This window comes from Streptomyces sp. ST2-7A (assembly GCF_021390475.1).
GTDB lineage: Bacteria > Actinomycetota > Actinomycetes > Streptomycetales > Streptomycetaceae > Streptomyces.
Genome location: NZ_JAJUWS010000003.1, coordinates 23,628 through 50,327, shown reverse-complemented (window position 1 = coordinate 50,327; position 26,700 = coordinate 23,628). Strand labels below are relative to the sequence as shown.

Annotated in this window: 17 protein-coding genes and 1 pseudogene; 4 read left to right on the top strand and 14 right to left on the bottom strand. The window is 74.0% G+C overall.

The window, feature by feature from the left end; genetic code table 11:
- Nucleotides 1-667 precede the first annotated feature (667 nt).
- Complete coding sequence (ppdK, locus tag LZF96_RS02840) at nucleotides 668-3,361, top strand: pyruvate, phosphate dikinase (protein WP_233865479.1); 2,694 nt, start codon at nucleotides 668-670, stop codon at nucleotides 3,359-3,361.
- A 237-nt stretch (nucleotides 3,362-3,598) separates the two neighbouring features.
- Here ppdK and LZF96_RS02835 read toward each other — a convergent pair whose 3' ends face one another.
- The 7 genes from LZF96_RS02835 to LZF96_RS02795 form a co-directional block, all read right to left on the bottom strand.
- Complete coding sequence (locus LZF96_RS02835) at nucleotides 3,599-3,985, bottom strand: STAS domain-containing protein (protein ID WP_233865298.1); 387 nt, start codon at nucleotides 3,983-3,985, stop codon at nucleotides 3,599-3,601.
- Nucleotides 3,982-5,337 (bottom strand): PP2C family protein-serine/threonine phosphatase, encoded by a 1,356-nt coding sequence (locus LZF96_RS02830; protein WP_233865297.1) that lies wholly within the window; start codon nucleotides 5,335-5,337, stop codon nucleotides 3,982-3,984. The genes LZF96_RS02835 and LZF96_RS02830 overlap by 4 nt, the downstream gene beginning before the upstream one ends.
- A complete protein-coding gene (locus tag LZF96_RS02825) occupies nucleotides 5,334-6,146 on the bottom strand; it encodes an alpha/beta fold hydrolase (protein ID WP_233865296.1) in 813 nt (270 codons plus the stop codon). Before LZF96_RS02825 ends, LZF96_RS02830 begins: the two co-directional genes overlap by 4 nt.
- A 133-nt stretch (nucleotides 6,147-6,279) precedes the next feature.
- Nucleotides 6,280-9,090 carry an HAD-IC family P-type ATPase gene (locus LZF96_RS26875; RefSeq protein ID WP_308294135.1) on the bottom strand — a complete coding sequence of 937 codons (2,811 nt, stop codon included), beginning with the start codon at nucleotides 9,088-9,090 and terminating at the stop codon, nucleotides 6,280-6,282.
- Complete coding sequence (locus LZF96_RS02805; protein ID WP_233865294.1) at nucleotides 9,087-9,896, bottom strand: hypothetical protein; 810 nt, start codon at nucleotides 9,894-9,896, stop codon at nucleotides 9,087-9,089. The genes LZF96_RS26875 and LZF96_RS02805 overlap by 4 nt, the downstream gene beginning before the upstream one ends.
- A 97-nt stretch (nucleotides 9,897-9,993) precedes the next feature.
- Nucleotides 9,994-12,495 carry a glycoside hydrolase family 3 N-terminal domain-containing protein gene (locus LZF96_RS02800; protein ID WP_233865292.1) on the bottom strand — a complete coding sequence of 834 codons (2,502 nt, stop codon included), beginning with the start codon at nucleotides 12,493-12,495 and terminating at the stop codon, nucleotides 9,994-9,996.
- A 1,006-nt stretch (nucleotides 12,496-13,501) separates the two neighbouring features.
- Entirely contained in the window at nucleotides 13,502-14,521 is a 1,020-nt protein-coding gene (locus LZF96_RS02795) for a LacI family DNA-binding transcriptional regulator (protein WP_233865290.1), read from the bottom strand.
- A gap of 180 nt (nucleotides 14,522-14,701) precedes the next feature.
- Between LZF96_RS02795 and LZF96_RS02790 the strand changes: the two genes are divergently transcribed.
- Complete coding sequence (locus tag LZF96_RS02790) at nucleotides 14,702-16,150, top strand: endo-1,4-beta-xylanase (RefSeq protein ID WP_233865288.1); 1,449 nt, start codon at nucleotides 14,702-14,704, stop codon at nucleotides 16,148-16,150.
- Nucleotides 16,151-16,623: 473 nt separating this feature from the next.
- On the opposite strand, the gene nirD is transcribed toward LZF96_RS02790, so the two are convergent.
- The 5 genes from nirD to LZF96_RS02765 all read right to left on the bottom strand — a co-directional run bounded on the left by nirD (nucleotide 16,624) and on the right by LZF96_RS02765 (nucleotide 22,160).
- Complete coding sequence (nirD, locus tag LZF96_RS02785) at nucleotides 16,624-17,058, bottom strand: nitrite reductase small subunit NirD (RefSeq protein WP_233865477.1); 435 nt, start codon at nucleotides 17,056-17,058, stop codon at nucleotides 16,624-16,626.
- 92 nt (nucleotides 17,059-17,150) lie between these two features.
- Complete coding sequence (gene nirB, locus LZF96_RS02780) at nucleotides 17,151-19,808, bottom strand: nitrite reductase large subunit NirB (RefSeq protein WP_374203071.1); 2,658 nt, start codon at nucleotides 19,806-19,808, stop codon at nucleotides 17,151-17,153.
- A complete protein-coding gene (locus LZF96_RS02775; RefSeq protein WP_233865286.1) occupies nucleotides 19,808-21,169 on the bottom strand; it encodes an NAD(P)/FAD-dependent oxidoreductase in 1,362 nt (453 codons plus the stop codon). Before LZF96_RS02775 ends, nirB begins: the two co-directional genes overlap by 1 nt.
- 177 nt (nucleotides 21,170-21,346) lie before the next feature.
- Nucleotides 21,347-21,667: a cupin gene (locus LZF96_RS02770; protein ID WP_233865284.1), complete on the bottom strand. Its 321-nt coding sequence runs from the start codon at nucleotides 21,665-21,667 to the stop codon at nucleotides 21,347-21,349.
- A gap of 139 nt (nucleotides 21,668-21,806) precedes the next feature.
- Nucleotides 21,807-22,160, bottom strand: a complete 354-nt coding sequence (locus LZF96_RS02765) for a Uma2 family endonuclease (protein WP_233865282.1) — start codon at nucleotides 22,158-22,160, stop codon at nucleotides 21,807-21,809.
- Nucleotides 22,161-22,546: 386 nt separating this feature from the next.
- On the opposite strand from LZF96_RS02765, the gene cutA reads away from it, so the two are divergent.
- A complete protein-coding gene (cutA, locus tag LZF96_RS02760; protein WP_233865280.1) occupies nucleotides 22,547-22,954 on the top strand; it encodes a divalent-cation tolerance protein CutA in 408 nt (135 codons plus the stop codon).
- Here cutA and LZF96_RS02755 read toward each other — a convergent pair.
- Nucleotides 22,888-25,197, bottom strand: coding sequence for a molybdopterin oxidoreductase family protein (locus LZF96_RS02755; RefSeq protein ID WP_233865475.1), 2,310 nt, complete (start codon nucleotides 25,195-25,197; stop codon nucleotides 22,888-22,890). The two genes, cutA and LZF96_RS02755, sit on opposite strands and share 67 nt — an antisense overlap.
- Before the next feature lie 279 nt (nucleotides 25,198-25,476).
- On the opposite strand from LZF96_RS02755, the gene LZF96_RS02750 reads away from it, so the two are divergent.
- On the top strand, nucleotides 25,477-26,205 hold the full coding sequence (locus LZF96_RS02750; protein ID WP_233865278.1) for a sirohydrochlorin chelatase: 729 nt from the start codon (nucleotides 25,477-25,479) through the stop codon (nucleotides 26,203-26,205).
- Between the two features lie 82 nt (nucleotides 26,206-26,287).
- Here the strand turns inward: LZF96_RS02750 and LZF96_RS02745 are convergent.
- Nucleotides 26,288-26,446 (bottom strand): annotated as a pseudogene (locus tag LZF96_RS02745) (DUF397 domain-containing protein); the annotation flags it as partial.
- Between the last annotated feature and the right edge of the window lie 254 nt (nucleotides 26,447-26,700).

The following is a 26,700-nucleotide window of genomic DNA, read 5'->3' as shown; positions in this document are numbered from 1 at the left end:
GTACCGGCTCCGGGTCGGCCGGGTGCCGACGCGCGGGCCCGGGGTGCGGGTGCGCGGGCGGACCCGTGGTCGTGTCGGTGGGGGCGAACGCCCTCGAGGTGGTGGGTGCCCCTCACCGCCCGTCCCGGGGCACGCCGGTGCCGTGCCGGCGCCCCGTGGCGGGAGGTCCCGGTCCGCTCCCGTCCGACCGGGTGGCGGCGTGCGTCCGGGAGCGCGCCCCCGACGCCCCGCTCGGATGAGCGCGACCCCCGCCGCCCGGACCGGGTCCGACGGGATGCCCGTCACCCCGGTCCTCGCCCTCATGCCGCGACCGGAACGGGTGTCGGGCCCCGCCCGGGTCGCCGCGCGTACCGTTCCGTACCACCCTGGAAGGGATGAATCCGGCGGCCCGACGGCCGCTCCCGTCCTCCCGGGGGTGTCGGTGTCCCGGTGTGGAACATCCCGAATCCGGCGGGTGGACGTGGGGTGAAAGCGCCGCTTGGTGGTGTATGCGCGTTTGGTGAGCGTGACGCCCGCCACGAATGATGGCGATTATGCTCAGATGAGCGGTCGGCGGGGTAGCCTCCCGCTGTCAGGGCAGCCGTTCACGAGGAGTAGTCCCGTGCCGGAAACACGAACACGAGTACCCGCCGTCACCCTCGAAGCCGCGGCCCCCGCCGCTCCGCCGGTGAAGTACGTCTACGACTTCTCCGAGGGCCACAAGGACCTCAAGCACCTGCTCGGTGGCAAGGGCGCGAACCTCGCCGAGATGACCAGGCTCGGCCTGCCCGTCCCACCGGGCTTCACCATCACCACCGAGGCCTGCTGCGCCTACCTGGAGACCGGCTCCGAGCCCCCGGAACTCCGCGCCGAGGTGAGTGCGCACCTCGACGCGCTGGAGCGCCGCATGGGCAAGCGCCTCGGACGGGGTGACGACCCCCTCCTGGTCTCCGTCCGCTCCGGCGCCAAGTTCTCCATGCCCGGCATGATGGACACCGTCCTCAACATCGGGCTCTCCGACACCTCGGTGGTGGCCCTCGCCGCGCAGGCCGGGGACGAGCGCTTCGCGCTGGACTCCTACCGCCGACTGATCCAGATGTTCGGCAAGACCGTCCTCGGCGTGGACGGCGATCTCTTCGAGGAGGCCATCGACACACTCAAGGCCGAGGCCGGGGTCACCACCGATGTCGAACTCGACGCCGATCGCCTCGCCGTCCTCGTCGACCGCTTCAAGGCGATCGTCCGTGAGCAGGCCGGCCGGGAGTTCCCCCAGGAGCCCCGCGAGCAGATGGACCTCGCCATCCGCGCCGTCTTCGACTCCTGGAACGGCGACCGCGCCCGCCTGTACCGGCGACAGGAGCGGATACCCCACGACCTGGGGACCGCCGTCAACATCTGCTCCATGGTCTTCGGCAACCTCGGCCCCGACTCCGGCACCGGTGTCGCCTTCACCCGGGACCCCGCCACCGGCCACCAGGGCGTCTACGGCGACTACCTGCAGAACGCCCAGGGCGAGGACGTCGTCGCCGGCATCCGCAACACCGTGCCGCTCGCCGATCTCGAACGCCTCGACAAGGCGAGCCACGACCGACTGCTGTCCATCATGGAGACCCTGGAGAACCACTACCGGGACCTGTGCGACATCGAGTTCACCATCGAACGCGGCACCCTGTGGATGCTCCAGACCCGGGTCGGCAAGCGCACCGCCGCCGCCGCCTTCCGGATCGCCACCCAGCTCGTGGACCAGGGCCTGATCGACGAGACCGAGGCCCTGCGACGGGTCACCGGCGAACGCCTCGCCCAGTTGATGTTCCCCCGCTTCGATCCCGACGCCGAGGTCGAGCACCTCGCCTCCGGCATCCCCGCCTCGCCCGGTGCCGCCGTCGGCCGCGTGGTCTTCGACTCGGCCACGGCCGTGGAGCGGGCCGCCGCCGGCGAGGCCGTCATCCTGGTGCGCAGGGAGACCACCCCCGACGACCTCGACGGCATGATCGCCTCCGCCGGCATCCTCACCTCGCGCGGTGGCAAGACCTCGCACGCCGCCGTCGTCGCCCGGGGCATGGGCAAGACCTGCGTCTGCGGCGCCGAGGAGGTCGAGGTGGACACCGCCGGACGCCGGCTGACCGTGCGACGCGCCGGCGGCGACCCCGTGGTCGTCACCGAGGGCGAGACGATCTCCATCGACGGCTCCACCGGCCGGGTCCACCGGGGTGAGGTCCCGGTGGTGCCCTCCCCGGTCGTGGAGTACTTCGAGGGGCGCGTCGCCCCCGACGACCCCGGCGCCGACGACCTGGTGCGCGCGGTGGACCGGATCATGGGCATCGCCGACGCCGCCCGCCGGTTGGAGGTCCGCGCCAACGCCGACACCGCTCCCGACGCGGCCCGCGCCCGCCGTTTCGGCGCCCGGGGTATCGGCCTGTGTCGCACCGAGCACATGTTCCTCGGCGAGCGCCGCGAACTCGTCGAGCACCTCATCCTCGCCGAGGGCGAGGAGGACCGCGACCGGGCCCTGGACGCCCTGCTGCCGCTGCAACGGGCCGACTTCACCGAGCTGTTCGAGGCGATGGACGGTCTGCCGGTGACGGTCCGCCTCCTGGACCCGCCGTTGCACGAGTTCCTGCCCGACCTCACCGAGCTGTCGGTACGCGTCGCGCTGGCCGAGCGGAACGGCGACCACGGCGCGCTCGACGAACAGGACCGCCGACTGCTGCCCGCCGTCCGGCGCCTGCACGAGCAGAACCCCATGCTGGGGCTGCGCGGCGTGCGGCTGGGGCTGGTCATCCCCGGCCTGTTCTCCATGCAGGTGCGGGCCATCGCGGAGGCCGCCGCCGACCGTCGGCGCGCGGGCGGTGACCCGCACGTCGAGATCATGATCCCGCTGGTCGGCACGGTGCAGGAGTTGGAGATCGTCCGCGAGGACGCCGAGCGGATCATCGCGGACATCGAACGGGCTCGGGGCATCGACCTCGGCCTGGCCCTGGGCACGATGATCGAACTGCCCCGGGCGGCCCTCACCGCCGGCCAGATCGCCGAATGCGCCGATTTCTTCTCCTTCGGCACCAACGACCTGACCCAGACCGTCTGGGGCTTCAGCCGCGACGACGTCGAATCCAGCTTCTTCGCCGCCTACCTGGAGAAGGGCATCTTCGGCACCTCGCCGTTCGAGACGATCGACGTGGACGGGGTCGGCGCCCTGGTGCGCACCGCCGTCCGCGCCGGGCGCGCCACCCGGCCCGACCTCAAGCTCGGGGTCTGCGGTGAGCACGGTGGCGACCCGGAGTCGGTGCACTTCTTCCACGAGGTCGGGCTGGACTACGTGTCCTGCTCGCCGTTCCGGGTCCCGGTGGCCCGGCTCGAGGCCGGTCGGGCGGCGGTCGGCTGAGCCGACCGGTCGCCCCGACCGACCGGAGGACGCCGCCGCACCCCGACCCTCACCGCGGCGGCGGCTTCCGGTGACACGGGGGACGAGGGGGCGGCACCTGTGCGGAGGCGCCGCCCCCTCGGCGCGTGCCGGGGCGGGACTCCCGACACCCGGAATTCCGAAACCCCTTGACCTCAGGTGGACTTGAGGTTGGAGGCTCTCCCCACGCGCCGCTCCGGCCCCGTCCGGGGCGCCCGGTCAGGGGCCGTCGGTGCCGGTGGGGCGGGCGTCGGCGCGCAGGGCGGCCTCGGCCGTGGGGTGGGCGGGGAGGACCGGATCCAACCCCATGATGTTCAGCACCCGGGCGGTGTGCGCCGGCACGCCGGTCAGCGCGATGCGTGCCCCGGCCTCAACGGCTCGATTGCGGGCCGTGATGAAGCCGGTGATGCCGCTGGAGTCACAGAACTCCAGACCGCCGAGATCGAGGACGAGTATCTCGCCCGGGCGGGGCGTCAGATCGCGCAGGGCGGTGTGGAAGGCCTCCGCGCTGTGGAAGTCGAGTTCGCCGCTCACGGCGAGGACGGTTCCGTTCGGGGCCCGCCGGACATCGATGGTCAGGCCGTCCATGTCGCTGAGATCGGTCATATCCGCCTCCCGGGGGTGTGTGCCCGGTGCGGCGGCACACCGAGCGCGAGGATCGCGGTGTCGTCGTCCGGGCCGGGGCCGAACCCCTCCAGCAGGTCGGAGACGGTGCCGACCAGCCGCTCGGCACCGACCGGCGCCAGGTTCTCGGCGAAGGAGAGCAGGGCCTGTTCGCCGTAGCGGGCGGACCCGGGCCCGACCCGGGCCTCGGTGAGGCCGTCGGTGTACAGCAGGAGGGTGTCGCCGGGACGCAGGACGATACCGGTGCCGACGAAGCGCGGGTCGGGCAGGATCCCGACCAGCACGCCGCCCGGAGTGGGCAGGTACTCCACCCGGCCGTCCGAGCGCAGCAGCAGGGCCGGGGGATGACCGCCGCCCGCCAGTCGGATCTCGTACCCGCCCGGCGCCCCGTGCCCGCCGTCGGCGGACTCCCCGGTGCGCACGGGGCTCAGCGAACCGGCGATGACGGTGCAGTGGCGCGGGTCACCGGCGGCTCCGTGCTCGCGCAGCACGCCGTTGAGCGAGCGCAGGGCCCCGACCGCGTCCGGCTCGTGCAGCACGGCGGCGCGCAGGGTGTAGCGGATCAGCGAGGTCACGGCGGCGGCCTCGGGACCCTTGCCGCAGACGTCCCCGAGGAAGAACCCCCACCGCTCCTCGCCGAGCGGGAAGAGGTCGTAGAAGTCACCGCCCACGTGGTCGGGGGAGGCGGTGTGGTAGTACGCGGCGGCCTCCAGATTCGGTACCGGGGGCAGCGAGGGTGGCAGGAGGCTGCGCTGAAGGGTCGCCAGCACCTCCCGGAGCCGCAGCCGCTCCCGCTCGGCCGTCTCACGCTCCCGTTCGGCCGTCGTCGCCGCCTTCTCGGCCTCCAGCCGGGCGCGCAGCAACTCGTTCTCGTAGGCCCGACGCTCCCTGGCGTCGAAGACGGTGGTGCGGATGAGCTGTTGCCGGCCGTCGGTACCGGTCTTCACCTTGGAGGTGACCAGCACCGGCAGCCGTCCGCCGTCGGACCGGCGCAGTTCCAGGGCGATGCCGGAGATCTCGCCCTGCATCAGCAGCAGCGGCGCGAAGTGGGTCTCGTGGTAGAGCCGGCCGCCGACGGTGAGCAGGTCGGAGAAGCGCATCCGACCCACCACGTCCTCGCGGGCGAGGCCCAACCACCCGAGCAGGGTGCCGTTGATCCGCGCGATCTCCCCGTCCAGCAGCGTGGAGAGGTAGCCGCACGGCGCGTGCTCGTACAGGTCCTCGGCGCTGTCCTCGAGCAGCGCGGTGAAGGCCTCCGGCCCGTGCGCGGGCGAATCGGCGCCCACCTCGCCCCCGCGGGGCGAGCCGTCGCCGTCGGCCTCCGGCGGGATCATCGGCCGCGCTCCCCGAGGAAGGAGAGGATCGCGTCGGCGGTGGCCTCCGGGGCGCTGAGATGCGGACAGTGACCGGTGGCGTCGAGCGTCACCAGAGTGCTGTCGGGGATCGTGGCGTGCACGTGGGCGCCGACCTCCCGGGGGGCGATGGGGTCCCGCTCGCACTCCAGGATCAGCGTCGGCACCCGCAGCCGGGGCAGTTCCGCGCGGGTGTCGGAGAGGAAGGTGGTGCGGGCGAAGACCCGGGCGATCGCCGGATCGGTGGCGCAGAAGCTGTCGGTCAGCTCCTGCCCCAGCTCCGGCCGCTCGGGATTGCCCATGATCACCGGGGCCATGGCGGCCGACCACCCCAGGTAGTTGGAGTCCAGCGCCTCCAGCAGCTCCTCGATGTCGGCCTCGGTGAAGCCGCCCCGGTAGCCGGTGGCGGGGTCGTCGATGTAGCACGGCGAGGGCGCCACCATCACCAGCTCGGAGAACAGCCCCGGCGCCCGGGTGGCGGCCCGGGCCCCGATCATGGCGCTGACCGAGTGACCGACGAAGATCACCTCGCGCAGGTCGAGCTCCTCGCAGATCTCCAGCACGTCCCGGGCGTAGCCGTTCAGGTCCGCGTAGCGTTCGGCGTCCCAGGAGCCGAGGTCGGAGCGACCGGAGCCGACGTGGTCGAAGAGGACCACCCGGTACCGCTCGGCCAGTGCCGGCACCACCAGGCGCCACATGTTCTGATCGCACCCGAAGCCGTGCGCCGGCATCACCACCGGGCCATCGGGCCGACCGGTGATCACGACGTTGTTGCGCCTGCGCACGTCCATGGGCACATCCTGCCACCGATCGGGCCGGGCCGGGTGGTATCCGGGTTCCGATGTGGGGCGTCGGGCCACGGGCGGGGACCCGGTCCGTCGTGCCGCCCGTCCCGGGGGGCCACGGGCGGCACGAGGGCACCGGTCACAGCGCGCCGTGGCGCAGCCGCTTGTCGATCGCCACGACCACCGAGGCCAGGGCCGCCAGGGCCAGCACCCGACCCCACGAGTCGAGACCGATCGGCTCGGTGTGGAAGAGGGTGTTCATCACGGGAACGTAGGTGATGAACACCTGGGCGAGGATCTGCAGGCCCACCCCGACGTGGATCCACGGGTTGGTGAACAATCCCACCCGCCAGGCCGGTGTCCGCAGCGACCGGCAGCTGTACAGGTAGAACACCTGGATCGCGATGACGACGTTCATCGCCGCCGTGCGGGCCGCCTCGTCCGAGGCGCCGATCGAGCGTTCGTAGGTGAACAGCCACATCGCGGCGGCCACGATCAGCACCCCCACCAGCAGCACCCGCATGCTCAGCCCCCGGGTCAGCAGGGGTTGTGAGGGACTGCGCGGCGGCCGGTCCATGATTCCGCGCTCGCGCGGCTCGAAGGCCAGCATCAGCCCCAGCAGCACGGCGGTGGTCATGTTCACCCACAGGATCTGGGTGGGCAGCACCGGCAGGGCGCTGCCGAGCACGATCGCGGTGAGGATGACCAACGCCTGGCCCATGCTCGTGGGCAGGATCCAGACGATGAACTTGGAGAGGTTGTCGAAGACCCCGCGCCCCTCCTCGACCGCCGCCTCGATGGTGGAGAAGTCGTCGTCCAGCAGCACCGCGTCGGAGGCCTCCTTGGCCACCTCGGTGCCGCCGCGACCCATCGCCACCCCGATGTCCGCCCGGCGCAGCGCCGGCGCGTCGTTCACACCGTCGCCGGTCATCGCCACGACCTCGTCGCTCTCCTGCAGCGCCTCCACCATCCGCAGTTTCTGCTCGGGGGAGACCCGGGCCAGCACGGTGGCGTTCCGCAGCGCGGAGCGGTACTCCTCCGGCGGCATGGCGGTCAGTTCCGCGCCGGTGATCACGGCGCCGGGACGGTCGGTGGGCAGCCCGAGGTCCGTGGCGACGGCCCGGGCGGTGACCATGTGGTCACCGGTGATCATCTTCACGTCGATGCCGGCCCGCCGGCAGGCGGCCACGGAGTCCCGGGCGGCGTCGCGCGGCGGGTCCATCATGGCGTGCAGGCCGGTGAGCACGAACCCGCGCCCCTCCCCGAGGCCCTCGTCCTCGCCGTCGCCGGCGTCGCCGCCCCCGTTCAGCGAGCGCGCCCCCGCGGGGCCGGTCCGCACGGCCGTGGCCAGCACCCGCAGGCCCTGTCCGGCCAACTCCTCCACGGCCCGCTCAACGGTCGCCGGGTCCAGCGGACGCGGCAGGCCGTCGGCGCCCATCCACCGCTCGCAGATCGGCAGCAGCCCCTCCACGGCGCCCTTGACCAGGGTGACGGTGCCGCCCTCGGCCGGGTGGTCGTGCAGGGTGACCATGCGCCGCCGCCTCGAGCTGAACGGCACGGTGTCCAGCCGGGGCAGCCCGGCCCCCACCCCGGTCGGGTCCAGGCCCGCCTTGGCGCCCACGGCGAGCAGCGCGCCCTCGGTGGGGTCGCCGATCAGCTTCCACCGGTCGCCCTCCGGGTCGTGCGTCAGGCGGGCGTCGTTGCAGGCGACGCCGGTCAGCAGCGTCCAGCGCAGCGCCTCGCCGCCGGCCTCCGCGTCCGACAGCGGTTCGCCGTCGGGGCCGATGATCGCGCCCTCCGGGCCGTAGCCGGTGCCCTCCACGGCGAATACCGCGTCCGGGGTCCACACCCGCCGCACGGTCATCTCGTTGCGGGTCAGGGTGCCGGTCTTGTCCGAGCAGATGACGGTGGTCCCGCCCAGCGTCTCCACGCAGGGCAGTCGGCGGATGACGGCCCGCCGTTTCGCCATCCGCGCCACCCCGATGGCCAGGGTGATGGTGACGACGGCGGGCAGTCCCTCGGGGATGGCGGCCACGGCCAGCGCCACCGCGGCGGTGAAGGTGAGACCGAGCTCGTCGCCGCGCAACAGGCCGAGCGCGAAGGTGGCGGCCGCCAGGGCCAGGATCGCGACCGTCAGCACCTTGCTGAAGGAGTCCAGCTTGCGGGTCAGCGGGGTGGCGAGGGTGTCGGCGCCGCCCACCAGCCGGTGGATCTCGCCGAGTTCGGTCTCGCCGCCGGTGGCGACCACCACGCCGGTGCCGGTACCGCCGGTGACCAGGGTGCCGGACCAGATCATGTTCCGCCGGTCGGCGACGATCGTCTCCACCGGCAGCGCCGACTCGTCCTTGGCCACCGGCAGGGACTCGCCGGTGAGCGCGGACTCGTCGACCCGCAGTTCGGCCGGCCGCACCAGCCTCACATCGGCCGGGACCTTGTCGCCGGAGGCCAGGTGGACCAGGTCGCCGGGAACGAGTTCCTCGGAGTCGACGCTGTGCGGGGCGCCGTCGCGCACCACCTTGGCCCGGGTACGGACCATGGCGCGCAGGGCGTCCAGGGCGGCCTCGGCGCGGGACTCCTGGACGAATCCGATGACGGCGTTGGCGAGCACCACCGCCATGATGACGGCGGAGTCCACCGGTTCGTCGAGCAGCAGGGCGACCGCGGCGGCGACCAGCAGCACGTAGATCAGCGGGTGGTGGAACTGGCGGAGCAGCCGGGTCAGGGTGCCGCTGCCGCCGGTCCGCGGCAGCGCGTTGGGCCCCCAGCGCTCCATCCGGGTGTTCGCCTCGGCGGAGGTCAGGCCGCGGTCGGGGTCGGTGCCCAGCAGGAGCATGACCTCATGGGCGTTGAGGCGGTGGGCCTCGGCGCGCCGCTCGTCCTCACCGGCTGCCCCGGTTCCCCCGACACGGCCCCCGACCCCGGTGTGCCGGTTGCCGGCCGGGGCGCTCATGCCGCTGCGGGGGTCGACGGGCCGGCGGATCCGGGCGTCGCCCGTCGTCGGCCGTCCCCGGTGGGGGTGTGCGGTGCGGTCCGGCGCTGCTCCCGGTGACCGCCGCCGGCGGCCACCGGGACGGGCCCCGGGGAGTGGTCGGGCAGTTCGCGGCAGACACCCCCGCGCGGAGGGTGTGCCCGGTGCAGGGGGGAGTCGACGACGATCACGTCGGGCCCCTCGGCGCGGGCGAGGTCCACCGGTGCGGCGGCCGGGCGGCCGTCGGCGATCTCGACGAGAGGCGGGGGCGTTGCGTGGAACCGGACCAGGGCCACGGCACATCCCTTCAGGGGTCGCGGGGCCCGGTCGATCTCCTCCCGGGCCCGACGGCGGGCGGGGTCGGTGTCGGTCGCGCCGCCCCCGGCCGAGGCGGTCGCGGCACGGTCGGCCGTCCCGGCGGTGTCGTGGTCGATCACGGTGGTCGACACCACCCGGCCGGGACGGAATCGGAGCAGTCGGCCGGTGGCCTTCACGATACGGTCCACGCCCGTTTCGCCCCCGATGCCACCCGGGACGCGGAAACCCCCGCTTCGGCCCTTGACATCGGCCCCACCGGTCCCGGGTACCCCGGGGACGGGGGCGATCACGGTGCGGGGGGAGTGGTCGGCGCGTTCGGAGAGCACGGCGGCGGCGAGGGGGCCCAACAGCACGCCTCGGAGCAGCCACGGCGGATGGGGGTGGCCCGGACGGGTCATCAGGGCGGTGCCGATGGGGCCGGCGGTCACCCACAGGGCGACCGCGACCACGGAGAACAGCGGACCGTCCATGCCTCGATTGTGGTGGGACGGTGCGGATCCCGCGACCGGGACGTTCGGCGGGGGCGACGGTGACGCCCCGGTCGCGGGGATTGTGGGGGGACGGGTCTCAGCCGGCGGGGGCGGAGACCTCCGCGGCGGTCGTCCCGGCCACGGACGCCGGGCCGGAGTCGCCGGGCCCGCCGGCGTCGGTGGGCAGGGGCTCCACCAGCACCGGACAGGTCATCCGCCGATCCGGACCGGTGGTGTGTTCGGCGCCGGTCAGCTCCAGCGCCAGCGGGTGCCGGGTGTCCTCGGAGGAGGCGGCCAACCGCAGTTCCAGGGCACCGGGCTCCACGATCCGTCGACCCGGCCGCAGGGTGTAGGAGGCCAGGTCCGGGTGGACGGACAGGGTCACCCGGGCGGAGGCGCCGGGCTCCAGCGGCACCCGGGCCCACCCGATCAGCCGCTGCACCGGCCGCACGATCCGGGCCACCGGGTCGTGCAGGTACAGCTGCACGATCTCGGTCCCCGCCCGGTCACCGGTGTTGCGCACCGTCACCGACACCCGGGCGACCGCCTCGCCGACACCGTCCGGACCCCGCCCGTCGGTGGGCAGCTTCGGGGTGTCGATGGTCGCGTCCTCCCAGGCGAAGGAGGTGTAGTGCAGGCCGTGGCCGAAGGGGAACAGCGCGCCCGGGTCCAGCGAACTGGCGTCGTTGTGCCGCCCCAGCGGTGGGGCCAGGTACGTCGTCGGCTGGCCGCCCGCGTGGCGCGGCACCCCGACCGGCAGCCGGCCGGAGGGGTTGATCCGGCCGGAGAGCACGCCGGCGACCGCCGGTCCGCCCTCCTCGCCGGGGAAGAACGCCTGGACGATCCCGGCCAGCCGGTCGGCCCACCGCCCCAGCGCGTAGGGGCGCCCGGTCAGCAGCACCGCCACGACGGGGACACCGGTCTCCACCAGGGCGTCCAGCACCGCGCCCTGTCCGTCGGGCAGCTCCAGGTCGGCGGCGTCGCAACCCTCGCCGGAGGTGCCCCGGCCGAAGAGCCCCGAGCGGTCGCCCAACGCCACGACCCACACGTCCGGCCGGGGGCCGTCGGCGGTCGGGAGGGAGGGCGCCGCGGCGGTACCGGGGGCGTCGTGGTGGTCGATCGTCGCGTGCGGCAGTTCCGCGCGCAGCGACTCCAGCAGGCTCCGCAGTTCCACGCCCAACGGCAGTTCCGGATGCTCCACGCCCACGTGGCGGGGGAAGGTGTAGCAGCCGAGCATGGCGGCGGACTCGTCGGCGAACGGGCCGGTGACGCCGATCCGCAGCCCCGGACGCAGCGGCAGCGTGCCGTCGTTGGCCAGCAGGATGACCGACTCCTCGGCCAGCCTGCGGGCGACGTCCCGCAGCGCGGGCGGATCCAGGTCGATCCGCGGCTCGGACCCGTCGGCGGAGCCGTCCCCGGGCCCGTCGGGGGTGACCGGGGAGGCCGGGGCGCCGGGGCGCAGCGCGGGCGCGGTCGGGTCCCAGCCGGGGTCCAGCAGTCCCAGTTCGCACTTCTGGATCAGCACCCGCAGCACGGCGCGGTCCACCAACTCCTCCGGCACCGCGCCGGAGCGCACGCCGTCCAGCAGCGGTTCGCCGTAGCAGCGCAGAACGGGCAACTCCACGTCCACGCCGGCCTCCAGGGCCAACGCCGCAGCCGTCCCGGGGCTGTCGGCCACCCGGTGGGAGAGCTCCAGGAAGGAGATGCCGAAGTAGTCGGCGACGACCGTGCCGGTGAAGCCCCAGTGCTCGCGGAGCAGCTCGGTGAGCAGTTCCCGGTCGCCGGCGGCCGGAACCCCGTCGGTGTCGGTGTAGGCGTGCATCACCGAGCGGGCGCCGCCCTCGCGCAACGCCAACTCGAACGGCGGCAGGATCACGTCGGCCATCTCGCGCGGCCCCATGGAGACCGGCGCGTGGTTGCGTCCGGCGCGGGAGGCGGAGTACCCGGCGAAGTGCTTGAGGGTGGCGACGATCCCGGCCGACTCCAGTCCCCGCACGTAGGCGGTGGCCAGCTCGGCGACCAGCTGCGGGTCCTCCCCGATGGACTCCTCGGTGCGTCCCCACCGGGGGTCGCGCACCACGTCCAGGACGGGGGACAGGCCCTGGTGCACGCCGACCGCCCGCATGGACTCGCCGATCATCGCGGCGGCCCGTTCCAGCAGTTCGGGGTCGAAGGTGGCGCCCCAGGCCAGCGGGGTCGGCAGAATGGCGGCCTGCCAGGCGGTGAAGCCGGTCAGGCACTCGTCGTGCGCCTGCGCGGGGATGCCGAACCGGTTGTTGGCCATCACGCGCCGCTGCAGTTCGGCCAGCGCGCGGGCGCCCTTCAGCGGGTCCACCGGCAGGGTGCCGAAGGGGCGGGTGAGCTGCCCGGGCCCGTGCGGGGGCAGGGTGTCCGGGGAGGCGGGCCCGTTGGGGGTGTCGGCCGGCCCGTCGCCGGCGGTGAACTGGTGCTGGAGCGGGGCGACGTCCTCGCCCCCCGCGTCCGATCCGGGCCAGATCGCGGAGAGCTGGCCGACCCTCTCCTCCAGGGTCATCCGGGCCAACAGATCGGCCGCGCGTTCGGCGGCGGACAGCTCCGTGTCCTGCCAGGGGTGAGGCATAACGCTCCTTGAAGAAGGGCCCGGGCGGGGATGACGTGCCCGGGTGGCGGTGGGTGGTGCCGTTCGGCGGGGTCGGCGCGGGGCGCCGTCCGCCCGTGCGCGGCGCGGTGTCCCGCCGGGGACCGCGCCGTCGTGGACCGGTGGGCGGCGACGTTCCGGCCCCCTGGGCCGCTCCGTATCCGGGTTTCCCGCCGTACCCCGTGCCGGGGGCGGCCGGGGGCGACGGTGTTCCCGCCGCCGGACCACGGCACCGGGTCGCGGGACCCCTCGACGGGGCCGTGCGGGCCCGGGGGGTCGGGGCGGGGACCGGAGCGCGGGAGTCCCCGACCGCCCGTCCGACACCCCCCGCCCGGCCGTTCCCGCCCGGTACGGGGGTGGGCGGCGGGGCGCGGCCGCACGGATCCCGGTGGTGCCGCTCACCCCCGGAGCCCCGGCCCGACCGCGACCCGGCCGTCCGGATCCCGTCGGAACCGCGGGGCCCGAGGCGCCGGGGCGGTGCCGGGCACGCCGACGTCCCCGCCGGGGCGGGCGGGGAGGACGGGCGCCACGGCGGTCCGCGAACGCCGGGCGGGGCTGTGGTGGAGCATCACACACCTTCCGGAATAACTCCGAAAACTATCGGTACCGATGCGGCTGCACGTTAGGGAGAAGCGCCCCGGGTGTCAACGGTTCACACCGAACCGATTCCGCTGTTCGCCACCTCGACCGTGTGACGTGCGAGTTCGCCACGGGCACTCGGGGAATCCCGGGTTGGGTCGGAGTGGCTTCCGACGGTCCCGGAAACTTTCCGGGACCGGTCGGAAGACCGTTCCCGGGAGCGATGCCCCGACGGATGATCGGACCGTCGATCGGAAGTACGTCCGATCGACGGGGCGCGCCCCGGAACACGGTGCGGTGGGGTGCGGTGCCGGGGGTCGGATCCGCGTCCGCCCGGGCCGCCCGCCCGCCATCCCCACCGGCCCCGGCGCGGACCGTCGGGCCCCGGAGCCGTCCGGGGTCGGCCCGATCAGTCGCGGACCGCCGGCGCGGCGGTGCTGGCTCGCACCAACAGCTCGGTGGCCAACTCCAGACGCGGACTCTCGATGGTCTCCCCCCGTGCCATCCGCAGCGCGGTGCGGGCGGCCAGCTTGCCCATCTCCGCCAGCGGCTGCCGGACGGTGGTCAGCGGGGGCGAGCACCACCGCATCTCGGGCAGGTCGTCGAAGCCGATCACGCTGACGTCCTCGGGTACCCGCAGCCCGCGCCGGCGCAACGCCTCGATGGCGCCCAGCGCCATCTGGTCGCTGGCCGCGAAGACGGCGGTGGGCGGGGCGGCCAGGTCCATCAGCACCTGGCAACCGGTGAAGCCCGACTCGTGGTAGAAGTCGCCCGGCACGATCAGCGAGTCGTCCGCCGGGATCCCGGCGGACTCCAGGGCGGCCCGGTGCCCGTCCAGCCGGGCCCGGCTGCACAGCAGGCGGGCGGGGCCGGTGATGAAGCCGATCCGGCGGTGCCCCAACTCCAGCAGGTGCTCGGTGGCGGCCATGCCCCCCGCCCAGTTGGTCGCCCCGATCGTGGGGACGCCCAGGGAGGGCGTACCGGCGGGGTCCACCACGGTGATCGGGACGCCGAGCCGGTGCAGTTCCTTGTGCAGGACGGGCTCCAGCGCCGAGGTCACCAGGATCACCCCGTCCGAGGCCCGGGCCCGCAGGTTGTCCAGCCACTGCCGGGCCGGTCCGGAGCGGTCGTGGATCGCGGAGACCACCGTCCCCACCCCGGAGGCGTGGGCGACCTCCTCCACGCCGCGGATGATCTCCACCGCCCACGGGCTGTCGAGGTCGTTGAAGACCAGGTCGAGCAGGCCCGCCCGACCGGGCGGGGTGGGCGGCCGGCGGCGGTATCCGTGGCGCTGGAGCAGCTCCTCCACCCTGGCCCGGGTCGTCGGTGCCACGTCCGAGCGGCCGTTGACCACGCGGGAGACGGTGGGCACCGAGACCCCCGCCTCCCGCGCGATGGCGGTGATGGTGACCTTGCGTTCGACAGTCATGGCGCTTCCCCGTGCCCTCCTGGTACGACCCGCGCGCGGCTCCCGCGGACCCCTCGTCCCCCCGGAGGGTACCGAAAAACTTTCGAATTTATTCCGGAAGGAAACCTTGACGGCCCTTCAGGAGCCATCTAGAAATATTCCCGTCAAGCCAGGCGGGGGCATGACAAGAAAGGGACAGCGATGTCCTCACGGGTGCGCAGAGCCGCCGTGGCGCTGGCCGCCGGAGTCCTGATCTCCGGCGTCGGCGTGCACGCGAGCACCATGACCGCTTCCGCACAGGACTCCACGCTGCGGGCGGCGGCGGAGTCCAGCGGACGGTTCGTCGGCACGGCCGTCAACGACGGCCTGCTGAACAACTCGACCTACCGCGCCATCGCTGAGCGGGAGTTCAGCAGCGTCACGGCCGAGAACGCCATGAAGTGGGAGTCCGTCGAGCCCAATCGCGGCCAGTACAACTGGGCCGGGGCCGACCGCCTCATGAACTTCGCGGCACAGAACAACCAGCAGGTCTGGGGCCACGTCCTGGTCTGGCACAGCCAGCTGCCGGGATGGCTCGACAACGGCAACTTCAGCGGTTCCGAGCTGCGGTCCATCATGAACAACCACATCGAGACCTTCGCCGGCCGCTACCGCGGTCAGGTGGACCGGTGGGAGGTGGTCAACGAGATCTTCAACGAGGACGGGTCGTTCCGCGACACCATCTGGCTGCGCGGCCTCGGCGAGAGCTACGTCGAGGAGGCGTTCCGGGCCGCCCGGGCCGCTGACCCGAACGCCAAGCTGTTCATCAACGACTACAACACCGACGGGATCAACGCCAAGAGCGACGCCATGTACCGGCTGGTCTCCGGGCTGGTGGCGCGCGGTGTCCCCATCGACGGCGTGGGCTTCCAGTCCCACATGATCCTCGACCAGGTGCCGGGCACCTACCGGCAGAACCTCCAGCGCTTCGCCGACCTCGGACTCGAGGTCGCCGTCACCGAACTGGACATCCGGATGAACACCCCGGCCGACACCACCCGGCTCCAGCGCCAGGCCAACCAGTACGCCTCCGTCACCGAGGCCTGCCTGTCGGTCAGCCGGTGCTCCGGCATCACCGTCTGGGGCATCAGCGACCGGGACTCCTGGATCCCCGACTGGTTCCAGGGCGAGGGCGCGGCGAACCTCTACGACGACAACTACCAGCCCAAGCCGGCCTACTACGCCATGCGGGAGGCCTTCGGCGGTCCCGGTGGCGGCCCGGGCGGCGGTGACAACGGCGGTCCCGGTGGCAACGGCGGGAACGACGGTGGCACCGGCGGTCCCGGTGGGCCGGGCACCGGCGAGTGCACCGCCAACTACAACGTCACCAGCCGGTGGGACGCCGGCTCGGTGGTCGAGGTCCGGGTGACCACCCGCCAGGCCCTCACCAACTGGCAGGTCTCCTTCGACCTCCCCGCCGGTGTGCGCGTCACCAACAGTTGGAACGCCGACGTCACCCGGAGCGGAAACCGGGTGACCGCGACCAACGCCGCCTACAACGGCAACGTCGGCGCCAACGGGACCCTCCAGTTCGGCTTCATGACCGACAGCGGGCAGCAGTACTCCGCGCCGGCCGTGACGCTCAACGGCACCGCCTGTTCCGCGGGCTGATCCGGACCCGTCGCGTCCGGGGTCCGACCGATCCGACCCCGGACGCGCCGGCCGTCGGGGTCCCGACGGTCCGCACACACGTTCCCGGCCCGACGGCACACGCCGTCGGGCCGGGAACATCCGTCCGGACCGGGCACGACACGGCAGGACAGGGCGGTGCCGTGCCGGCCCGGACGGGCTTCGGGCGCCCGGGGAGGACCCGGGAGCGGGCGGGGAGTCGGCGGGCCCGCCGGCTTCGCACCGGTCGGCCGTGTTCCGGGGGCGGACCCGCCGGCGGTCGTGTCCGGCGGTGGGAGCCGCCCCGGTGGATTCCCCCGGTGCCGGCACCGGGGCGGGTCCGTGGGCGCCTCGACCCGGCCCCCACGCCCCGGGGCGGATCCGATTCGGCTCCCGCGACCACGGGGTGGGACGGAACCGGCCTCCCCGGGGCGAACCCGGACGGGCTGCCGAACCCCGGGGCGGGTCCGGACCGGTCAGTCCGTCGGGTCCCCGGGGGAGGTTCGGCCCTCCGGCCCGGACCCGGCCGCCGGCACCACCCGGCAGGCCAGCACCGTGACCGCCCGATCCGGATTGTCCGGCTCGTCCAGGCACCGCCCGTCGGTCAACGCGAACCGCTGTTTGAGCAGCGGCGAGGCCACGAAGGGGGTGCCGTCGGCGGTGGTGCCCAGCAGCCCCCGGGACAGGACCATGGCGCCGGTGAAGGGGTCCCGGTTGTCGATCGCGTGCACCCGACCGGCGCGGGTCGGGAAGACCGCCGCCTGCCGGCCGTCCGGCAGCAGCGCGGCCACTCCCCGGCCCGGCGTCAGCCGTTCGGCGGCGCACACCGTCACCCACTCGCCGCCGTCGGTCCCCGCCACGGCCCGCTCCGTGCCGGCCGGGGGCGCCGACAGCACCTGCACCACCCCCATGGGCACGGGGGCGCCTCCCGTCCCGGTCGGGGCGTCGGCGGTCGCGAGGTCTCCGGAAGCCCCCGTCGGCCGGGGGCGATCGATCGCGGTGGTCATCGGCTGGTCCCCTCCAGGGTGCGGACCGGCAGCTCCGGCCCGGCGAGAATGGTCAGATCCGGCTTGACCTGGTCCCGTTCCGGCACGAACCGCACCGTCGGGTCCGGGGCCTCCGGGGCGTTCACGAAGGACACGAAGCGGCCCAGCTTCTCCGGGTCGTCCAGCGTCGCGGCCCACTCGTCGCGGTAGTGCGCGACGTGGGCGGTCATCAGCGCCTCCAACTCGTCGCAGATGCCCAGCGAGTCGCGCACCACCACGTCCCGGACGTGGTCCAGGCCGCCCTCGATCCGCTCCAGCCAGACCGAGGTGCGCTCCAGCCGGTCGGCGGTGCGGATGTAGAACATCAGGAACCGGTCGATCAACCGGATCAGCTCGGCGTCCGAGAGATCCTGTGCCAGCAGGTCGGCGTGGCGCGGTGTGGCACCGCCGTTGCCGCCCACGTACAGGTTCCAGCCGGAGGAGGTGGCGATCACCCCGAAGTCCTTGGACTGCGCCTCCGCGCACTCCCGGGCGCACCCGGAGACCGCCGACTTCAGCTTGTGCGGCGAGCGCAGTCCCCGGTAGCGCAGCTCCAGGTCGATGGCCATCCGCACGCTGTCCTGCACCCCGTACCGGCACCAGGTGGAACCCACACAGGACTTCACCGTCCGCAGCGACTTGCCGTAGGCGTGCCCGGACTCGAAGCCGGCCTCCACCAGCCGTGCCCAGATCATCGGCAACTGGTCCACCCGGGCACCGAACATGTCGATCCGCTGCCCACCGGTGATCTTCGTGTAGAGCCCGAAGTCGCGGGCCACCTCGCCGATCACGATGAGCTTCTCCGGGGTGATCTCCCCGCCGGGGATCCTCGGCACCACCGAGTAGCTGCCGTTCCGCTGCAGGTTGGCGAGGAAGTGGTCGTTGGTGTCCTGCAACGCCGCCTGCTCGCCGCCCAACACGTGGTTCTCCGCGCCGATGGTCGGGGCCAGCGAGGCGATGATCGAGGCGATCGTCGGCTTGCACACCTCGCAGCCCTCCCCGCCGCGCGCCTCCGGGCGGCCGTGGCCGTCCAGCAGTTGCCGGTAGGAGGTCAGCCGCAGTGCCAGCACGATCTCGTACAGTTCCTGGCGGGTGTGCGCGAAGCAGCCGCACAGCCCCTTGTCCACCGTCACGCCGCGCGACTCCAGCTCGGTGTCGACCAGTTGGCCCAGCACCTTCACGCAGGAGCCGCAGCCGGTGCCGGCCCGGGTGCACGCCTTGACCTGCGGCACGGTGGTGCACTCGTGGTCGGCCACCGCCGACCGGATCGCGCCCTTGGTGACGTTGTGGCAGCTGCACACCACCGCCTCGTCCGGGAGCGAGGACGGCCCCAGCGCGGTCGGCGGCGCCAGACCGGCGGGCAGCACCAACTGCTCGGGCGCGGCCGGCGGCACACTGCCGGTGAGCGGCCGCAGCAGCCCGTAGGACTCGGCGTCCCCCACCAGCACCCCGCCCAGCAGCGTGCCGTCCGAGCCGACCACCAGCTTCTTGTAGACCCCGGCCCGCGAGTCGGAGTAGACCACGTCCAGGCAGTCCGGGGTGCGGCCGTGGGCGTCGCCGAAGGAGGCCACGTCCACGCCCAACAGCTTGAGCTTGGTGGAGGTGTCGGCGCCGGTGAAGCCCCCGCCGGTCTCTTCCCCGGCGATCGCCCGGGCGGCGGCCGTCGCCATCTCGTAACCCGGCGCCACCAGGCCGTAGACCATGCCGTCCGCCGCCTTGGCGCACTCGCCGATGGCGAAGACGTCCGGGTCGGAGGTGCGGCAGTCGGTGTCCACCACGACGCCGCCCCGCTCGCCGACCCCCAGCCCGGCCTCCCGGGCCACCGCGTCGCGGGGGCGGACGCCGGCGGAGAAGATCACCAGATCGGTGTCGACGGTGGAGCCGTCGGAGAGCGCGAGGCCGGTGACCCGGCCATCCTCGTCGGTGGTGATCTCGTTGCCCGCCACCCCGGTGTGGACGGTCAGGCCCATCCCCTCCACGGTGCGGCGCAGCGCGGCGCCGCCCCCGGAGTCCACCTGGATGGACATCAGCCGGTCGTTGAACTCCACGATGTGCGCGTCCAGGCCCAGGTCGCGCAGCGCGCCCGCCGCCTCCAGGCCCAGCAGGCCGCCACCGACCACCACACCGGTGCGCGACTCCTTGGCGTACTCCTCGATCGCCAGCAGGTCCTCGATGGTGCGGTAGACGAAGCAGCCGGTGGCGTCCTTCCCCGGCACCGGTGGTACGAACGGGTAGGAGCCGGTGGCCAGCACCAGCGTGCCCCACTCGCGCACCACGCCGGCGGCCGAGGTGACCGTGCGCGCCTCCCGGTCCACCTCCACCACGGGGTCGCCGATCAGCAGTTCGATGCCGTGCCGCTCGGCGAAGCCCTCCGGCAGCAGGTTCAGGTCCTCGACGGTCGAACCGCCGAACCAGGAGGTGAGTCGCACCCGGTCGTAGGCGGGCCGCGGCTCCTCGCAGAAGACCACCACCCGACGCCGCCCGGTCACCCCCCGCTCGACCAGCTCCTCCAGGAAGCGCTGGCCGACCATGCCGTGTCCGACCAGCACGATCGGGCCGTCGGAGCCGGTGGTGCCGGTGGTTTCGGTCGTACCGGGGGTGTCGGCGGTCTCGCTCGTCTCGGGCATCTCGGACATCACAGCCCTCCGTCGGGGGTGAGCAGGTGCAGCAGGGGAGTGGCGGGAAGGGCCTCGTCGCTCTCCCAGGTACGGGCCAGGGAGCCCACGGCCCCCAAGTCGCCCAGCAGGACACCGCCGCGCAGGCGGTCGCCGCGCACCACCAGGCGCCGGTAGGCGCCCCGGGTCGCGTCGGCCAACTGCACGACGTCGTCACCGGGGGCGGGGACGGGGTCACCGAAGGCGGCCAGGTCGAAGCCGGTGGGTCCGGTGGGTCCGGCGCCGACCGGCGCGGGCACCGGCGCCGGGGCGGCGGGCAGGGTCAACCGGGTCAGCGCCCGGGTGCCGGGGTACGGGCACGGGTCCGGGTCCCCGGCCAGCACCCGGGCCAGTGCGTCGGCCTGCTCGCGGGCCGCACCCGCCAGGCCGTAGAGCGTGCCCCGGTGTTCGGCGCAGTCGCCGATGGCGTGCACCCGGGGGTCGGAGGTGGTCAGCCGGTCGTCCACGACGACGCCCCGATCCACCGCCAACCCGGCGGCCCGGGCCAGACCCACTCGGGGGCGCACCCCGCAGGCCAGCACGACCTGCTCGGCCTCCAGCAGGTACCCGTCGGCCAACTCCACCGCCCGCGCCGGGCGGGTGGGATCACCGGGCTCGGTGCGCACGCCGCGCACCCGGCACTCGGTGTGCACCTCCACGCCCAGCTCGATCAGATGGGAGCGCAGCAGCTCCGCCGCGTCCCGGTCGAGATGGCGCTCCATCAGGTGCTCGCCCTGGTGGGCCAGCAGCACCCGCACGCCCCGGTGGGCCAGGGCGCGGGCGGCGGAGACCCCCAGCAGCCCGCCGCCGATCACCACCGCCCGCGTTCCCCCGGCCCCGTCGCACGCGTCGGCCAGCGCCAACGCGTCGTCCATGGTCCGGAAGGCCCGGACCCCGGCGGGGAGTTCGTGTCCGGTGGGGGTGAACAGACCCCGCAGTGGCGGCAGCACCGGGTTGCTGCCGGTGGCCAGCACCAGGGCGTCGTAGGGCTCCACCGAGCCGTCGTCGCAGACCACCCGCCGTTCGGCGCGGTCCACCCGCACCGCCCGCACGCCCGGCCGGTGCCGCACGGGGCCGGCCGGGGCGGGCAGCGCGATCACCTCCGCCGGGTAACGGCCGGCCAGCACCTCGGCCAGCAGCACCCGGTTGTAGGCGGGGTGCGGCTCCTCGCCGAGGACGGTGACCGCCGTGTCCGGACCGGCGGCCAGCCGGTCGGCGAGACGGGCGCCGGCCATGCCGCCGCCCACGATCACCACCCGCCGGGCCGCCGGGCCGCCGACGGCGGCCGGGGCCCCGGCGAGGGGAAGGGGGGCGGCCCGATCGGCCGATCCTGCTGAGGTCATGCCTTGAGCGTGCGGGTCGGCTGTTACCCGCCCGCATCACCCTCGTTTCCCGGGGGCAACGGTGCGCTCAGCGTGCCGGGAATCCCGGTGTGAGCCCCCGGGCCGGGGGCGGAATCCGCCGCTCACCGCCTCCGGGGCCCGGTTCGGGTGGCGGCCCGGGGCGGTGTGGCGGGGTGCTCAGACGCCGGTGACGGTCGTCAGCACCATCGCGGAATCGTCCAGGGCCCGGACCCCGTGCCGGACGCGCGGCAGCGCGTACACCAGGCCCTCGCCCACCTCGGTCTCGCCCTCCTCCGAGAAGACCCGCACCCGGCCGCGCAGCACGTGCAGGCTCGCGGCCGGCGGGGCGTCGTGCTCGCCCAGCTCCGAGCCGGCGGTCAGGGCGATCACGCTCTGCCGCAGCGGCCCGTCGTGCAGGAAGAGGTGGGCACTGCGTCCGTGCCCGTCGTCACGCGCCAGCCCCAGGTGGTGCTCGGCGAGTGCGGTGAGGTCTTCCACGGTGGTCTCCTCCGAATCGCGCCCGGTACGGTCTCCGGGCGTATCCCCTTCTCCGCACGTGGTCACTCCATGGTCCCGCCACCGGCGTTTCCCGCAACCGAGTCGTGTCGGGGGTCGGTGGGCTCCGGGCGGGGACGGTTCAGGAGTCGATGCCCGCCTCGAACCCGGTCGTGTCGAGCGTGAAGTCGAACGGCGCCGGGACGGGTACCGGTGACCCGAACGGAACCGTGCGCCGTGCCCGGTACCCCTGTTCGGAGGGGTCCCAGAAAATGGTGAGTTGACCCTCCCGCATGTCCAGCACCAGATACACGGGAACCACGCGACCGTAGACCGCCGCCTTGTCGGTCCAATCGGTTTCCTTCGTGCTCCCGGAAGTCGGTTCGGCGACCAGGGAAAGAGCGGATCCGTTTCCGTGGCGGCCGGGAGCCCTGAACGCCTCCTCGTCCACCACGTACAGATCGGGCCCGAAAGCCCGGCCGCTTTCGGGGAACACGAACAGGAAGGGGGCGACCTCGACATCCTGTCCTTCGGGAACATGGGGAAGAAGCCTCTCCCCGAAGCGACTTCATCACCGGACGAAACCGCAGAAGCGACCACGGTGACAAGACGATCCTTCCCCCGACGATCTCGGCTTTCCAGCCACCCGGTGTCTGTAGTTCCTCCACGGTTCGCAGCATCTCCGCGAACCGGGCTTCGGAGACATCCTCCATGGATACCGGACGTTCGGACATGATGGTCACCGCTGTCCTCCGGGGGTGTGGGTCGCGTGGTCACCGCGTGTCACGCGATCTCCACCGTAGCAAGGCGAGGGCGGGGAGACGATGCGGAGAGGTCGGGAGAAAACCCCGGCGAACCCCACGGGAAGTGAGGAGAACGCTCATGAGCGGGACAGGTGCCCACGGCGTGGATCGGGGTCCGATTCATCGGGGGCGGCCCGGCGCCGAGGTGCTGGTGGTGTTCACGACCACCGACAGCGCCGAGGCGGCGGAGGAACTGGCCGCCGGCGCCGTGGAGCGCCGACTGGCCGCCTGCGGGCAGGTGGGGGCGCCGATCACCTCCGTCTACCGCTGGCGGGGCGAGGTGCGGCGCGAACGCGAGTGGCAGGTGTCGCTGAAGACCACCGCCGCCCGCTGGGAGGCGCTGCGGGCCCACCTCGAGGAGGCCCACTCCTACGACGAGCCGGAGATCATCGCCCTCCCGGTGGCCGCCGGCACCGCCGGCTACCTGGCCTGGGTGGCCGGGGAGACCTCGGAGCCCGCCGACGCGCCGGCCGCGACGGGCGACTGAGCCGCCCCGTCGGCCCCGGCGTCGGCACCGGCGCCCTCCCGGTCCTCCGGCGTCGGTTCGACCGGCTCCACCCGCACCGCGCACACCTTGAACTCCGGCATCCGCGAGGTCGGGTCCAGCGCCGGGTTGGTCAGGGTGTTGGCCCGGCCGGCCCCCGGCCAGTGGAACGGCATGAAGACGGTGTCCGGACGGATGTCCGGGGTGATCCGGGCCGGGGCCACGGCCCGACCCCGCCGCGAGGTCACCGCCAGCGGCTCCCCCTCCGCCACGCCCAGCCGCTCCGCCAGCCGGGGGTGCACCTGTACGAACGGGCCCGGCGCGGCGGCGTTCAGCTCCGCGACCCGGCGGGTCTGCGCGCCGGACTGGTACTGCGCCTGCACCCGGCCGGTGGTCAGGAACAGCGGGTACTCGGCGTCCGGCTCCTCCGCCGAGGGCCGGTGCTGCACGGCGACGAAGCGCGCCCGGCCGTCGGGGGTGGCGAAGCGGTCCAGGAACATCCGGGGCGTACCCGGGTGCGGGGTCGGTCGGCCGCCGCCGGGCCCGGTCGGAGTGGAGGCGTCGGCGGAGTGGTCGTTGGACGGGTCGTCCTCCCACCCGCCGGCCGGCTCCTCGCCCCGGGCATCGCCGGGGCCGCCCCCGGAACCCGCCTCCGCGCCCGCCTCCGCGCCGGTGTCCGGGCAGGGCCAGAACACCCCGTCCTCCGCGATGATCCGCCGGTAGGTGATCCCCGAATAGTCCGCCTTCCCACCCGCCGAGGCGCGGCGCAGCTCCTCGAACACCTCCTCCGGGTCGGTGGGGAAACCCTTCTCCCAGCCCATCCGGGCGGCCAGGTCGTGCATCACCCGCAGGTCGCTGCGGCACCCGACGGGCGGCTCGGCCGCCTTCCGGCGCAGGATGACCCGCCCCTCCAGGTTGGTCATGGTCCCGGTCTCCTCGGCCCACTGCGTCACCGGCAGCACCACGTCGGCCAGTTCCGCGCTCTCGGAGAGCACCACGTCGCAGACGACCAGGAAGTCCAGCGCCCGCATCCGCTCCTCCACGTGCGCCGCGCGCGGGGCGGAGACCACCGGGTTGGAGGCCAGCAACAACAACGACCGCACCCCGTCGGGGGTGTCCCGCCCCAGCGCGTCCAGCAGCTCGTAGGCGCTGCGGCCGGGACCCGGCAGCGAGTCCGGATCCACACCCCACACCCCGGCCACGTGCGCCCGGGCGTCGGCGTCCGCGAGCATCCGGTAACCGGGCAGCTGGTCGGCCTTCTGGCCGTGCTCCCGGCCGCCCTGGCCGTTGCCCTGGCCGGTCAGGCAGCCGTACCCGGACAGCGGTCGACCGGGCCGGCCGGTCGCCAGTGCCAGGTTGATCCACGCCCCCACCGTCTCGGTGCCCTTGGCCTGCTGCTCGGGGCCGCGCGCGGTGAGCACCATGGCGTGCTCCGCCCGGTGGAACCGCTCCGCCGCCTCGCGCATCGCCGGCAGCGGCACCCCGGTGATGCGCTCGACCAGCTCCGGCCAGTGCGCCATCGCGGCGGCGCGGGCCTCCGGCCAGCCGGTGGTGCGCTCCGCGATGTACTCCTCGTCCACCCGCCCCTCGGCGATCACCAGGTGCAGCAGGCCCAGGGCGAGCGCCAGATCGGTACCCGGACGGGGTGCGAGGTGCAGGTCGGCGTGCTCGGCGGTGCGGGTGCGGCGCGGGTCCACCACGATCAGCGACCCGCCGTTCTCCTTCAGCTCGGTCAGGTACCGCAGCGCGGGCGGCATGGTCTCCACGAGGTTGGAGCCGACCAGGATCACGCAACCGGTGCGCGGGATGTCCGCCAGCGGGAACGGCAGACCCCGGTCCACGCCGAACGCCCTCGTCCCGGCGGCGGCGGCCGAGGACATGCAGAACCGGCCGTTGTAGTCGATCTGCGAGGTGCCCAGCACCAACCGGGCGAACTTCCCGAGCGTATACGCCTTCTCGTTGGTCAGACCGCCGCCGCCGAAGACGCCGACCGCGTCCGCGCCGTACCGCCGGCGGGTCCCCGCCAGCCCCTCGACCACGCGGTCCAACGCCTCGTCCCACCCGGCGGGCTCCAACGGTCCGCCGGGGGACCGGCGCACCAGCGGTCCGGTCAGCCGCACCCGCGCGGCCAGTACCTCCGGCGACGTGCGGCCCTTCCCGCACAGCGCCCCCCGGTTGACCGGGAAGTCCGTCCGCTCCACGATCCGCAGGCCGGCGGGGGTGCCTGGGTCGGGACGCAGCCCCATCCCGCACTGCAGGGCGCAGTAGGGGCAGTGGGTGGGCACGGTCCCGTCGACCGACGCGGACGACGGCGTGGTCTCCGGCCCGGGGGCGGTTCCGGCGGTGCGGGGGGATGCGCTCATACCCGTCAGTGTGGGTCGGACGTGTTACGCCCGACCCCCCGCGCGCGTTACGCCCCCGGGGCGACCGACTCAGGTTCCGGGTCCGGGGCCGGTGAGCGTGGAGCCGGACGGACGTGACCTGCGGGTAACCCATGGGTAACACGCGAACCGCAAGCTGGCGACATGAGCGTCACCCGCACCGCCCCCACCCTTGTCGCCGTCGCCCACGGCTCCCCCGACCCCCGGGCCCGCGAGAGCGTCCTGGCCCTGCTGCGCCGGGTGCGCGCCATGCGCCGCTCGCTGCGCGTCGAGCTCGGCCACCTGGAGACCGACGAGCCGCTGCTCGGCGACACCCTGGCCCGGCTGCGCGGGGAGGCGGTACTGGTGCCGCTGCTGTTCGGACGCGGCTACCACGTCAAGCACGACATCCCCTCGGTGCTCTCCCGCGCCTCCCACCTCGACGCGACCGTCGCGGCCTGTCTGGGGCCGCACCCGCTGCTGGTCGAGGCCCTGTACGGGCGGTTGCTGGAGGCCGGGTACCGGGGCGGCGCCGTGGTGCTCGCGTCGGCCGGTTCCCGCGATCCCGAGTCGGCCGCCGGGACCCGCACCACGGCGGCGATGCTCTCCCACCGGCTCGGCGGCGCCCCCGTCGTCCCGGCGTACGCCTCGGCCGCCTCGCCGACCGTGGCCGAGGCGGTCGAGTTGCTGCGCTCGCACGGGCACCGGGGGATCGCGCTCTCCTCCTGCTTCACCGCCCCCGGCTTCTTCGCCACGCGCTGCGCGGAGGCCGCGCCGGGGATCGTCGCCGAGCCGCTGGGCGCGCACGCCTCGCTGGCCCGGCTGCTGCTGCACCGCTTCGACAGGGCCGCCGCCGCGCTCCCGGTGCGCGCCCTCCACCACGCCGCCGCCTGACCGGCCGCCGCGGCGGAGTGGGCGCCGGGCCGGGGCGGCCCGACGGTCGGTGCGGGGCGTTCACCGTTCGGTCGAGGAAGGCGTGCCAGGCGCCGGGGGAGAGGCGCAGGTGGGGTGAGGCGCGCCGCTTGGAGTCACGGACGGCCACGGTGCCGGGTACGTTCGTGGCCACCTCGACGCACTGCGAGTCCGGTTGGCCGCCGCTGTGGCCGGAGGTACGGAAGAGGAAGTCGCGGGGCATGGCACCTTTTCCTTGTCGGTCGTCCCGATCGGGACGCGGGTGGTTCTTCCGGCGCACGGCCCGGGGCGCGGTGCGTCCGAGGGTTTCGTGAGGGGTATCCCCCGCCCGGTGGCCCCCCGCCCGCGCGACTGATCCGCCGGCGCCGCATCACCCGGGGGCTCACCCCGGCCCCCTCCCGCCCCGGCCCCCTCCCGCCTCCGTGCCGGGTCGTGGATCCGGAGACCGGAGGTCGGCTCACCCCGGCTCGCTCGGCC